Source organism: Sphingobium sp. VMM (assembly GCF_056790315.1).
Genome location: NZ_JBXGSI010000001.1, coordinates 1 through 12,174, shown reverse-complemented (window position 1 = coordinate 12,174; position 12,174 = coordinate 1). Strand labels below are relative to the sequence as shown.

Genomic DNA, 12,174 nt, shown 5'->3' with positions numbered 1-12,174 from the left:
AAAAGCGGCCACCCTTTCGGACGGCCGCTTTTTCCTTTGATCGACCGGCGCATCAGCGCGGCGGATTGACCACCACATATTGCACCGACGATCCGACATATTGCGGCTGATACCAGCTGTTGCCGCACCGCGAATAGCTGATGCCGTTGACCACCACGGTCGAACAATCCGGCGGAATGCTGCGCACGATCGAGCCGATCGCCGCCGCCGTCAGCGTCACCGCGGCCGCGGTCGCCACCGGATGCCAGTGATCGTCCCAATCATCATCCCACCGGTCATGGCGATGATGATCATAATGGTCGTAGCGGTCCGGACCGCCCCCATGATGCCCACCGCCATGATCAACATTCACATGGACATTATTGACCGTGTTGTGATGCCGGTTGTGATTGACATTGTTGATCGATCCGCCGCGCACGCCCGGCCGCCCGCCGGGATGGGAATTGCCCGGCCGCGCCGCATGGCCGCCACCCGAGGGCCGCGCCGGTCGTGCGCGCCCGCCGCCACCGCGATTGCCACGGTTCCGGGGCGGCGCCGCCTCTGCCGTCGAAGCGGTCATGCCCAGCACCAGCGCCGCCGATGACAACATGACCCGACCGATGACGACCGGTTCGGCCATCAGGGCAAGCGATGCGATGATGGCCAGGCCGCGTTTTGCCTCCATGCTCATTTCGCCTCTCCCTTGCTCAGGTCCACCATGCGGATCGGATTGGCGCCGGCCGGCGCGGTGAAGGCGAGGTCAGCCGCCGACGGTCGCGCGCTGCCGTCCCAGCGCATCAGCGCGCTATATTGCGGCATCGACGGATCATTCGTGTCGGTGATCACCATCTTGCAGGGCAACTGGCTGCTGTCCTCGATCCATATCTGCCAGTCGACCTTTTCCTGGCGGAAGGCATAATGGGTGCAGGTACGGCCATCGATCGTCTCGGGGCGGATGACATAGCCCGACTTTATGCGGCTGCGCAGCATCTGGTCCGTGCCCCAGGTGAACAGGTCGGCCAGCGGCAGTTCGACACCATAGGTGGTGCGCAGGCTGTCGAGCGACTGGCCGATCGAACCGGTCACCGGCACGCTGGCATAATAGTTCAGGCGCGGCGCCAGCACCGTGAACTTGCCGCCGCCAAAATAATATTCGCGGTTCTGAATGTCGGATGTGGCGACGATCTTGAACGCGTCGGGCTTGTGGACCTGAATGTCCAGCGCACCGGTGAATTGCAGTTTCTGGCCGGTATCCAGCACCACTTCGGTCGTGACATCGGCCTTCAGCGCGAATCCGGGCAGCGCGATCAGCTTGGCGCTCATCTTGTCCATCGCGTCCATTGCCGCCGGCTCGACCACGCCCGCCGCCGGTGCGGCAGTCTGCGCATGGGCAGTGGATGCGGCCAGCAGCGTCAGCGGCACACAGAGACATTTTATCCTAGACCTCATCACAAGCTCCTTCTGCCCGGATCGGACGCGCGGCGAGATGCGCGATGCAGCCATCGGACGTCATCTCCCTTGCTGCGGCCGACTATCGCCGTTCCCACGACGCGGCCCATCGGGATAATTGCCGATTTGGCCGCATTTCTTTCCGAGCAGGGCCTGAGGCTGACGGAGCATCAGGCGGAAAGTGCAGTCCTTCTTCCCGCCTGATGCATGACCACACCCAGGGGGATGGGTGGCAGTCATTTCATGGGCCGGTAGTCCCGGCCGATCCCTGCTGCCGGGTGGTCATTTGCGCACCGTCCCGGCCTTGTCCTGTCGCTATCAAGCTAGAGCGCCGCCGGGGCCGGCCAAGTCGGGATTTGCCCTGATCGGCCTTTTGCGCCGATGCCCGTCATTCGGCGCGACCATAACATGCTGCTATCCAACGCTCCGCGCCCCTTTGCGCCCGCGCACCGGCAACAGATCGTTACCGTGCCGTCCCAGGGTTTATCATGATCGCCAATCCCCGACGGCACGCCTAGGATCACCGCAAGATTTCTCGCTGATGGAGCGGCGATCATGACGGAAGACATTCCCAATCTGCCAGCCGATCTGGGTGCAAAACGCACCGTCATGGCCGCGGATCGCACCTTGATGGCCTGGATTCGCACCTCGCTCTCGATGCTCAGCTTCGGCTTCACCATCTACAAATTTCTCGACGCCGCGACGGAGAAGACGGGCCATGGCGATTCCCAGAGCCCGCAGCATATCGGCCTGTTCCTCGCCGGCATGGGCACGCTGGCCATCCTGCTTGGCACATGGGGTTACTGGATGACGCTGTCCGACCTCAAGCAGACCAACCAGTTTCATCTGGGCCGACCAGTGCTGGTCATGGCGCTGATCATGTGCGTGGCCGGCATCGCCCTGTTCGCGGCCATTGCGACGCGCGCCGTATAGGCGCATCAACAGGATCGACAGACAAGGAGTATCGGTTGACCGTGCCATCCCCCCTCGCCCCTGCGGCCACTGCGCCGGACAACATGATCCATATTCCCGGCGGCCGCTTCATCATGGGGTCGGACCATCATTATCCCGAGGAAGCGCCGGCCCATCCGGTCGAGGTCGACGCCTTCTGGATCGATGCCACCCCCGTCACCAATCGCGACTTCCGCCGCTTCGTCGAGGCGACCGGCCATCGCACGACGGCGGAGATCGCCCCCAATCCGGACGATTATCCCGGCGCCCAACCGGACATGCTGCGCCCCGCCTCCTTGGTCTTCACGCCGACCGAACGCCCGGTACCGCTGCATGACTGGAGCCAATGGTGGCGCTATGTCTTCGACGCCGACTGGCGCCACCCGCTCGGCCCGGACTCCTCGATCGATGACCTCGACGACCATCCGGTGGTCCATGTCACCTATGACGACGCCACCGCCTATGCCGCCTGGGCCGGCAAGGCGTTGCCCACGGAAGCGGAATGGGAATTTGCCGCGCGCGGCGGCTTCGATGGCCAGGAATTTGCCTGGGGCGAGGAACTGCTGCCCGATGGCAAGGCGATGGCGAATTTCTGGCAGGGCAATTTCCCATCCGAAAATCTGCTGATCGACGGCTATGAACGCACCTCGCCGGTCGGCAGCTTCCCCGCCAATGGCTATGGCCTGTCCGACATGATCGGCAATGTCTGGGAATGGACCGAGGATTTCTACGCCGCCCGGCACCAGGCCGATCCCTCGCGCCCCTGCTGCGCGCCGCGCAACCCGCTCAACCAGGCGCGCGAAGCCAGCTATGACCCGCAGCAGCCGCACATCCTCATCCCGCGCCGTGTCCTTAAAGGGGGCTCGCACCTCTGCGCGCCCAGTTATTGCCGGCGCTATCGTCCAGCCGCGCGCCATGCCCAGGCGATCGACTCCTCGACCAGCCATATCGGCTTTCGCTGCGTGATCCGCGCCGCCTGACAGGCAAAAAGGGCGTCGCGCCGATCCGCGCGACGCCCTGTTATTCCTAGAAACCGACCTGCATGAAGACCGCCGGCCCGCTGAACCGGTATTTGATCCGCCCGGCCCAATTATCCTTGTCGACATCGACCCGATAATTGACGTAGCGCCACATCGCGCCGATCCCGACATTCCTGGCAAAGCGCCAGGTCATGGCGGCTTCGGCATTGAGCAGCCGGCCCTTATAATCGTCGACCTTGAGCGACAGATAATCCGCCCTTGCGCTCAGCGTCAGGTCATTGGCGATCCGCTGCGTCGCGAACAGCCCCACCGTCGGCAGCGGCGCCAGCGCCTTGCGGCGGCGCTGCGTCCCACTCACCTGCGTTTCCCCCAATCGGGCATCCCCCTTGAGCGTCAGGGTGAAATCGGTCGCATGCAGCCCCAGCGCCGCGCCGACGCGGGTATCGGGCGTGCTCACGAACGCATAGCCGAAGGTCAGTCGGTAGACGTCGCTATCGAAGCCGCTTTCCACCCGGACACCGGCCGGATAGGTGACATCGTCAAAGACAATATCGCGCGCTACCGTCTTGGAGCCGTTGCGGCTCAGCGAATAATATTCGCCCATCACCGACCAGTTGCCGCCCAATCTTATCCCCGCCGCGATCTGCGGCAGTGCCTTGTGCTTGTCGAGATCAAGGTCGGATTCCAGGTCGATATTCGTGCCGCCATCCGGGTTGGAGGCTGGCGCGACCCGGACATGGGAACTGACCAATGGCCAATAGGCCCCCACCTCGACCCAATATTTGTCGTCGATCGATTGCGCATGCGCAGGCGCTGTGACCGTGCCCATCATCACGACACAAATGCCGCCAAGCCTAATGCTGTGACGCGCCATTTCGTCCTCCCTTCGGCCGGCGGCCGCTCATTAGATACGGTGACCATGCCGCCTGCCCCCTTGTGCGCCCTTGCGTAGAGCTTGGGCATCGGGGTCATTGCCTAGGAGCGCGGAGAATGTTGCCGGGGTAAACCCGATGCCGTCATCACCATTGGCCTGTAAAGCGGCCGGAAAATGTCGTGCAGGCCGATCCCCCCTCTCCGGGTAAATACCCGGTTATCAGATCGGGCCTTTCAACCATCCATCCGGCATGCGCGACTCAGGAGCGGCGAGCAGGCCGCCGCCCGACTTCGGCGCGCCACGCTAGGTATATTTCCTTATACCTAAAATTATACATAAAACCCACATTTCTTCAAAGTATACAATGTCATACTTTGGTCCATTAACGCTGTTAAACGCCCATTTCACATAGGTTTCGTAGCAGCAACCCGCCAAACATTCATCAATGCAGAAAGCATCGAAAGGCCGAGAAAAACTCTGCTTTTTACACAGGCTTGACCATTGCTACATAGAATCACCACCGGTATACTTACCGATAACAGGGTCGCTCGTTAGTTAGTCCATTTTCACGCGGCATTTGCCGCGCAGATAATCTTTACGCGCCGGGACTTTCGCCCCGGTCGAATGATACAGGGCATTTTTAGCTGGTGAGGGAGACGTCATGCTCGAACTACATCAAGCGGGGGCACCCTATTATCCGGAGTTTTTCGGTGACGAACGTGGCAGTGCCACAGTTCCCGTGCCGATCTATCTGGTTCCGCCGAGTCCGTCCCATACAACATCCCGTGCAGAGCTGCAGCGCCTGATCAACAGCATTCCGGTCAAGATCGTGGTGGTGGATCGCGATGCCTGCATCGTGGCCATCAATGGCGCCTGCCAGCCCTATCTCCGCGCCGTTGGCCTCGACCTGCATCTCGTGGCAGGCCAGAGCTACTATGCCGTCAAGGCGCGTTTCGCCGCGCCGCCGCAGGATGCCCGCAGCGTGAGCGAGCATGTCGCCGCCCTCTGTCAGCACAACACGCCCTTCAGCCAGACCCTCAGCTTCCCGCTCGCCGGGCAGGACATCCGCATGGTCGTCCATGGCGAACGCCTGCCGGGCGCCGAGGATCTGTTCATCCTCAGCCATCTCGACGATGAAGATCCGGAAAGCGAAACCGCCAATCCCCGTCGCTACCACCTCTCGATGCTGCAGGCGGAGGAAGAGGAGCGCAAGCGGATCGCCCGCGAACTGCATGACGAAACGGCCCAGCAACTGGCCCTGATGCAGTTTAACCTCATGACGCTGCGCAACAGCGACATGAGCCCCCAGGCCAACGACGCCTATCAGGCCATGGAAATCTCGCTCAAGGCGATCCAGGATCAGGTGCGCACGCTCAGCTATCTGCTCCATCCGCCCGAACTGGCGGAGGATGGTATCGAGGCGGCCCTCGCCCATTTCACCCGCGGCTTCGCCCGCCGGTCCGGGCTCCAGGTCGAATTTCGCTGCCTTTCGGGACCGATCAAGCGCGACCCGGACATGGAGATCGCCTTCTATCGCGTCGCGCAGGAAGCACTGGCCAATGTCTACAAACATGCCGATGCCCGCCACGCCGTCGTCCGCCTGCGACGGACCCAGACCAGCTTCACCCTGGAAATAGAGGATGATGGCCGGGGCGTGCCCGAACATATCCTCAACGGCCAGGGCCGCGACATCGTCGGCGTCGGCCTGTCGGGCATGCGGGAGCGCGTCACGGCGCTCGCCGGCCAGTTGGAGGTCCGCCGCACCGGCGCCGGCACGCTCGTCACCGCGACCATACCGCGCCGCCGCCAGACCGACTGATCGGCGGCGCAGGATCAGGCCCGCCCGCCGTTCCCCCGCCGATCAGGGTTCGACGATATTGTTGCGCACCGCGTAGCGCACCAGTTCCGCCGTCGTTCCCAGCTTCAGCTTGTGCATCGCCGCCGCGCGGTGGGTTTCGACCGTCTTCACGCTGATATCGAGCAGATGGGCGATCTGCTTATTGATCTTGCCCTCCGCGATCAGTTGAACGATCTCGCGTTCGCGCGGGGTCAGCGTCGCGACATTGCTGCCGGCCACGCTGCTCTTCACATAATGGTCGAGCAGGGTTTCCGAGATCGCCGCCGAGAAATAGGGCTTGCGCAGCGACAGCGCCTCGACCGCCGACTGCAGATGCTGCCCGCTGTCGGATTTGAGCACATAGCCGCGCGCGCCCGCACGCAGCACCTCGACCAGCAGATCCTCCCGATCATGCATGGTGTAGATCAATATTTCGATCCGCGGGAATTCCTGCTTGAGCGCGCGGGTCAGTTCCAGCCCGTTCATCAGCGGCAGCGAATAATCCAGGATCGCGATGTCCGGCTGGGTATCGCGCGCCGCCTTCAGCGCGTCATGCCCGTCCGATGCCTCGGCGACGATCTGCCAGCGATCCTGGGTTTCGAGGAAAGTCCGAACCCCCTGGCGCAAGGCCTGATGATCGTCGGCAATCAATATCCGCGTCAATGGCTTGCTCATCCCTTACCCCTGTCCACTCCCGATGGCGCCCATGATGAGCCCGCCTATCTTTGCGGCCCGCCCGCCTGAAACAATGGGGGTTTTCCCCCGCATTAGCCGATATTGCCCCGACAGCGCGCAAAGCCGCCAATATCCGCCTTTCCGTCATGGTCTACGCGGGGCCTGGCAGCTGAAAATCTGCCATGCCCCGCCATATTTGGCGAGAGGAAAGCATGGTTATCGTGCATTTTCCTGATCTTAGCATCGATCACAGGGTTTTCTGCGATGCGAGCGTCCCCCAACCGGGTCGGGGATTATCCCGATGGCCCCACCCGCCGCGCCGATGGATGATGGCACCGGGCTTCATGGCCTTCAGGGAAAATGGGGACAGATGATGCGCAACGTAAAGACCTGCCTGCTGGGCGCTATCCTGCCGCTGGCGGGTGCGATCAGCACCCCGGCCCAGGCCGTCGAGGGCGCGGCCAGCCTCTATGTTCCCGGCACCGGCGGCCCCGCGACCGCCGTGATGCCGCCGCTGGAGGGCGTCTATTTCGACGACACCATCTACATCTACAATGGCAGCGCGAGCGCAAGCAAGGAATTCGTCGTCGGCGGCAATGTCGTCGCCGGCCTCGATGCAACGATCGTCGCCGATTTCCTGACGACGCTGGTCGTTCCCTCCACCAATTTCCTGGGCGGCACCCTGTCCATGGGCGTGACCGTGCCGGTCGGTGCGCCGATGATTGATGCCAATGCCGTCGTCACCGGCCCGTTCGGCAATCTGCGCAGCCTCAACGTCCATGATTCCGCGCTGGTGGTCGGCGATCCGGTGTTCAACACCATGCTCGGCTGGAAGGCGGGCAAGCTTCACATCCAGGCGAGTAGCATGGTCAACATCCCGGTCGGCCATTATCGCGAGGACCAACTGGCCAATCTGGCGCTGCATCGCTGGGCGGTCGACACATCGCTCGCGCTCAGCCTGCATGATGATGAGAGCGGCTGGGATCTGACCGGCAAGGCCGGCGTCACCTTCAATGGCAAGAATGACTATACGGAATATGACAGCGGCAATGAATTCCATCTCGAAGGATCGGTGGAAAAGGCGCTGTCGAAGAAATTCTCCCTCGGTGCCCAGGGCTATTGGCTGAAGCAGATCAGCGACGACAAGAGCAGCGGCGCCCTGCTCGGTGCCTTCCGGGGTGAGGTGGTCGGCGTCGGCGGCACGGCCGCGCTCAATGTCACCATGGGCCGCTCGCCCGCGACCTTCCGCCTGCGCGCCTTCAAGGAACTCGACGCCACCAACCGGCTGAAGGGCGAGGCCTTCTTCCTCAGCCTCAGCCTGCCGCTCTACATGAAGATGCCCAAGCAATAGCCTGGGCATCCCCTCTATAGTTGCCGCAGCGCGCGCGCGGGCCGCACCGACATCAGCGGGATCGATCCGGCGAGGCCGATCCCCAGCGTCAGCACCGCCCCGCCCGCCAGCGTCGCCAGGACCACGCCCCAGTCCGGCGCCCAGCCAAAGCTGAAGAGCTGGACCACCACATACCAGGCGGCCGCCCCGCCCAGCAGCAGCGCGACCAGCGCCAGCAGCCCGGCCAGCACGCCATATTCCAGCGCCTGCGCCCCCAATATCTGGCCACGCGTCGCGCCCAGCAGTTTCAGCACGACACTGTCATAGCTGCGGCTCTGCCGCCCGGCCGCGATCGCGCCGATCAGCACCGCGACCCCCGCCAGCACCGTTACCGATGCCGCCGCCAAAATCGCGCCCGACATCTGGTCGAGCAGGCCGGACACCTGGCTGATCACCTGCCCCACCTCGATCACCGACGCGCCGGGGAAGGTCGCCAGCAGCGCGCTCGTCACCGCCTGCTCCTGGCGCTTGTCGGGCAGGCTGATCGTCGCGGTCAGGCTGTGCGGCGCCGACGCCAGCGTGCTGGGCGAGAAAACCATCACATAGTTGAAGCCCATCGTGTCCCAGTTGATCTTGCGCAGCGACGCGACCTGCGCCTCGATCTCGCGGCCCAGGATCGACACGGTGATGCGATCGCCGACCCAGATGTCCAGCGCCTTGGCCTGGTCGGCGTCCAGCGACACCAGCGGCGGCCCGACATAGTCGCGCGGCCACCAGCGTCCCTCCACGATCTCGCTCCCCTCCGGCAGGGTCGGGCTATAGGTGACGCCGCGCTCGCCGCGCAGGATCCATGCCCCTTCCGGCTTTTCCTTCAGGTCGGCGACGCGCTTGCCCGAATAGCCGGTCACCGTGCCACGCAGGATCGGCACGACATTCAGCTTCGCCGCCGGGACGCGCTTGGCCATCAAGGCGCGAAACTGCGCCTCCGCCCCGGCCGGCATGTCGAGTATGAACAGGTTGGGCGCCTGTTTCGGCACGGTCCGGCCGATCTCCGCCCGGATGCTGGTCTGGATCGCAGCCAGCGTGACGAACAGGGTCAGCGCCAGCCCCAATGCCACCGTCAACGCCGCCGTCTGCGCGCCGGGCCGATGCAGGTTGGCGAGCGCCAGCCGCAGCAGCGGCCGCCGCGCATGGGGCATGCGCCGCGCCAGCCACTTTATCCCCTGCCCCATCGCCAGCAGCAGCAACAGGGTCGCCGTAATGGCGCCCAGCATGGCCGCAGCGAACATCGGCGTGCGCGCCGTCAGCAGCACGACCGCGACCAGCAGCGCGATCGCACCGCCAACCAGCGCCAGCGTGTGCCGGTCGATCCGCCGCCGCCCGTCGACCAGGGTGCGCAGGATCGCCGCCACCGGCTCGGTCCGCGCACGAGCGAGCGGCGGCAGGGTGAAGATCAGCGCGATCAGCAGGCCATAGGCGGCGCTCGTCACCAGCGGCAACGGATAGAGATGGAAGCCCGGCGCCACCGGCAGCATGTCGCCCGCCGCCCAGACCAGCAAGGGCGGCGACAGCGCGCCCGCCACCAGCCCGGCCAATATGGCCAACCCCGCAACCACCCCGATCTGCAGCAGATAGATGCGCTGGATATCGGCCGATGTCGCCCCCAGCACCTTGAAGGTCGCCAGCGCGCCGCGCTTGATCGCCAGATAGGACGCGACGCCATTGCTGACGCCGATGCCGGCGATCACCAGCGCAGCCAGGCCGATCAGCGACAGGAACTGGCCCATATTCTCGATAAAGCGATTGGTGCCCGGTGCCGCCCGCTCGCGGTCCTTATACTCCCAGCCCTGCTCGACATAGCGCTTCTCCAGCCGCTCGCGCAGCGCCTGCGCATCCGCCCCGACGGGCAGGCGGAGCCGATATTTGGCGCGGTAGAGGCTGCCCGGCTGGATCAGCCCGGTGCGGTCCAGCCCGTCCATCGACACGATCGCCACCGGCCCCAGGGTAAAGCCCTCGCCCACCCGGTCCGGCTCGTCGGCGATGATGGCGGCGACGGTGAAATCGGCAGTGCCATAGCGCAGCGCGTCACCGACGCCGATCGCCATCCGCTCGGCCAGGGCCGGGCTGATCAGGATGCGGTCGGCGGCCAGCGGCGCATAGCGCCCATGCTGCAACGCCAGCGTGCCATAGAGCGGATAGGCATCGTCCACGCCCTTCAGCTCGGTCAGCAGCGGCGCCGCCCCGCGCGCCCCGCCCTTGTGGACCATGGCGCGCAGCCGCACCGTCTCGCTCATCCGGCCCAACCGCGCGATCGCCTGCTGGTCGCGCGCGTCCATCACCCGCTGGGTCATGGCGATCTCGACATCGCCGCCCAGGATCATCTGTCCCCGCGCCGAAATCTCGCCGGTGATCGCGCTGGTCAGGCTGCCGATCGCCGCCAGCGTCATCACGCCCAGGAACAGGCAGACAAACAGCAGCCGCAAGCCGCGGAACCCGGCATGCAGGTCGCGCCGCGCGATCCGCCAGCTTGCCCCCCACCCCAATGTCGTCACGCGGCGACCTCGCCGCCCAGTTGGCCGTCCCGCATCTCGACGGTTCGGTCGCACCGCGCCGCCAACGCCGGATCATGGGTGATGATCAGCAGGGTCGCGCCGCTCGCCTGCTGCCGGGCGAACAGCAGGTCGATGATCGCCATGCCGGTCGACTGGTCCAGATTGCCGGTGGGTTCATCGGCGAACAATATCGCCGGATCGGGCGCCATGGCCCGCGCGATCGCCACGCGCTGCTGCTCGCCGCCCGATAGCTGGGCGGGATAATGGGACAGGCGATGGCTCAAGCCCACCGCCGTCAATTCCCGCGCCGCCCGCTCGAACGGATCGGCCAGACCCGCCAGTTCCAGCGGCACGGCGACATTTTCCAGTGCCGTCATCGTCGGCAACAGATGGAAGGATTGCAGGATGATGCCGATCCGCCCGCGCCGCGCCCGCGCCAGCCCATCCTCGTCGAGCGAGCGATAATTGACGCCTGCGACGCTGACCGTGCCGCCGCTCGCCTGCTCCAGCCCCGACAGGATCGCCATCAGCGATGACTTGCCCGATCCCGACGCGCCCAAGATCGCCAGGCTCTCGCCGCGACGAATATCCAGGTCGATGCCCTTCAATATCTGCGTGTTGCCGAGCGAGAGGGTGACATTGCGCGCCTGGATCGCGATATGGGGGGCATCGATGGTCGCATGCATGAAGAAGGAAGGCTCCTTGGCGAACGGTTTCCGGCTATATGGGTTCTCGCTGCTGCTTGTCCAACTGCTCGCCGCCTGTTCCCCAACGAAGGAGCAGGCACTTGCCCCCGCAGACAATAATGCAGCGAACATGACAGCGAAGGCGACACAGCCAATCGCTGATGACAAGCTGGTCGTCGTGTTCGGCGACAGCCTCTATGCCGGCTATAATCTTCAGCAGGATCAGGGCTTTGCACCCATCCTTGAACAAGCCCTGTCAAAACAGGGGGTCAAGGCCCATGTCGTCAATGCCGGCGTGTCAGGCGACACCAGCGCCGACGGCCTCGCCCGCCTCGCTTTCGGTCTCGACGGCCTGCCGCGCAAGCCAGACCTGGTCCTCGTGGGCCTGGGCGGCAACGACATGCTGCGCGGCCTCAGCCCGCAGGCGACCCGGACCAATATCGACGCCATCCTAACCGAACTTGCCAAGCGCGGCATTCCGGCAATGCTGACTGGCATGATGGCCTCGCCCAATATGGGACCGGACTATGCCGCCGCCTTCAACCCGATCTACCCGGACCTGGCGAAGAAGCATGGCGTACCGCTCTACCCCTTCTTCCTCGACGGCGTGATTGGCCAGCGGAGCCTGCTGCTGCCCGACGGCATCCACCCCAATCCGCAAGGTGTCCAACGCATCACCACCAAGGTCGCACCATTGGTAGCCAGGCAATTGGGGGAGTAGACGGCGTGGGCAAATCGGGCGCTCGTCAAATGGTTGAAATCGGCGGTGGGTTCAACGGGTGGCGGCAACACTTTAATCTTTTGAGGAAGATGGAGTGTCGCGATGAAGCAGCGTCGTCGGATCTATTACACGGCCAGCCA

At 64.4% G+C, this 12,174-nt stretch carries 11 protein-coding genes; 5 read left to right on the top strand and 6 right to left on the bottom strand.

The annotated features are described in order from the left end of the window. Positions 1-52: 52 nt before the first annotated feature. Together ACUCV3_RS00055 and ACUCV3_RS00050 are read right to left on the bottom strand one after the other, a co-directional pair. Positions 53-670 carry a hypothetical protein gene (locus ACUCV3_RS00055; protein WP_482240278.1) on the bottom strand — a complete coding sequence of 206 codons (618 nt, stop codon included), beginning with the start codon at positions 668-670 and terminating at the stop codon, positions 53-55. Continuing rightward, positions 667-1,428: a DUF2092 domain-containing protein gene (locus ACUCV3_RS00050; RefSeq protein ID WP_185705049.1), complete on the bottom strand. Its 762-nt coding sequence runs from the start codon at positions 1,426-1,428 to the stop codon at positions 667-669. The genes ACUCV3_RS00055 and ACUCV3_RS00050 overlap by 4 nt, the downstream gene beginning before the upstream one ends. 555 nt (positions 1,429-1,983) lie before the next feature. On the opposite strand from ACUCV3_RS00050, the gene ACUCV3_RS00045 reads away from it, so the two are divergent. Together ACUCV3_RS00045 and ACUCV3_RS00040 are read left to right on the top strand one after the other, a co-directional pair. Then, positions 1,984-2,361, top strand: a complete 378-nt coding sequence (locus tag ACUCV3_RS00045; RefSeq protein WP_004207429.1) for a YidH family protein — start codon at positions 1,984-1,986, stop codon at positions 2,359-2,361. Positions 2,362-2,444: 83 nt separating this feature from the next. Then, on the top strand, positions 2,445-3,359 hold the full coding sequence (locus ACUCV3_RS00040; protein WP_185707841.1) for a formylglycine-generating enzyme family protein: 915 nt from the start codon (positions 2,445-2,447) through the stop codon (positions 3,357-3,359). 46 nt (positions 3,360-3,405) lie between these two features. Here ACUCV3_RS00040 and ACUCV3_RS00035 read toward each other — a convergent pair whose 3' ends face one another. Further along, on the bottom strand, positions 3,406-4,233 hold the full coding sequence (locus ACUCV3_RS00035) for an outer membrane beta-barrel protein (RefSeq protein ID WP_185705051.1): 828 nt from the start codon (positions 4,231-4,233) through the stop codon (positions 3,406-3,408). A gap of 661 nt (positions 4,234-4,894) precedes the next feature. On the opposite strand from ACUCV3_RS00035, the gene ACUCV3_RS00030 reads away from it, so the two are divergent. Further along, a complete protein-coding gene (locus ACUCV3_RS00030; protein WP_185705053.1) occupies positions 4,895-6,052 on the top strand; it encodes a sensor histidine kinase in 1,158 nt (385 codons plus the stop codon). A 42-nt stretch (positions 6,053-6,094) separates the two neighbouring features. Here ACUCV3_RS00030 and ACUCV3_RS00025 read toward each other — a convergent pair whose 3' ends face one another. Continuing rightward, a complete protein-coding gene (locus ACUCV3_RS00025) occupies positions 6,095-6,745 on the bottom strand; it encodes a response regulator (protein WP_004207433.1) in 651 nt (216 codons plus the stop codon). Between the two features lie 301 nt (positions 6,746-7,046). Between ACUCV3_RS00025 and ACUCV3_RS00020 the strand changes: the two genes are divergently transcribed. Beyond that, the gene (locus tag ACUCV3_RS00020; protein ID WP_279730779.1) at positions 7,047-8,096 is read left to right on the top strand and encodes a SphA family protein; all 1,050 of its coding nucleotides are present in this window, start codon (positions 7,047-7,049) and stop codon (positions 8,094-8,096) included. A 14-nt stretch (positions 8,097-8,110) separates the two neighbouring features. Here ACUCV3_RS00020 and ACUCV3_RS00015 read toward each other — a convergent pair whose 3' ends face one another. Together ACUCV3_RS00015 and ACUCV3_RS00010 are read right to left on the bottom strand one after the other, a co-directional pair. Further along, a complete protein-coding gene (locus tag ACUCV3_RS00015; RefSeq protein WP_279730780.1) occupies positions 8,111-10,627 on the bottom strand; it encodes an ABC transporter permease in 2,517 nt (838 codons plus the stop codon). After that, positions 10,624-11,313 carry an ABC transporter ATP-binding protein gene (locus ACUCV3_RS00010; protein ID WP_279730782.1) on the bottom strand — a complete coding sequence of 230 codons (690 nt, stop codon included), beginning with the start codon at positions 11,311-11,313 and terminating at the stop codon, positions 10,624-10,626. Before ACUCV3_RS00010 ends, ACUCV3_RS00015 begins: the two co-directional genes overlap by 4 nt. On the opposite strand from ACUCV3_RS00010, the gene ACUCV3_RS00005 reads away from it, so the two are divergent. Continuing rightward, positions 11,312-12,034, top strand: a complete 723-nt coding sequence (locus ACUCV3_RS00005) for an arylesterase (protein WP_048939620.1) — start codon at positions 11,312-11,314, stop codon at positions 12,032-12,034. The genes ACUCV3_RS00010 and ACUCV3_RS00005 overlap by 2 nt on opposite strands. Positions 12,035-12,174: the final 140 nt, after the last annotated feature.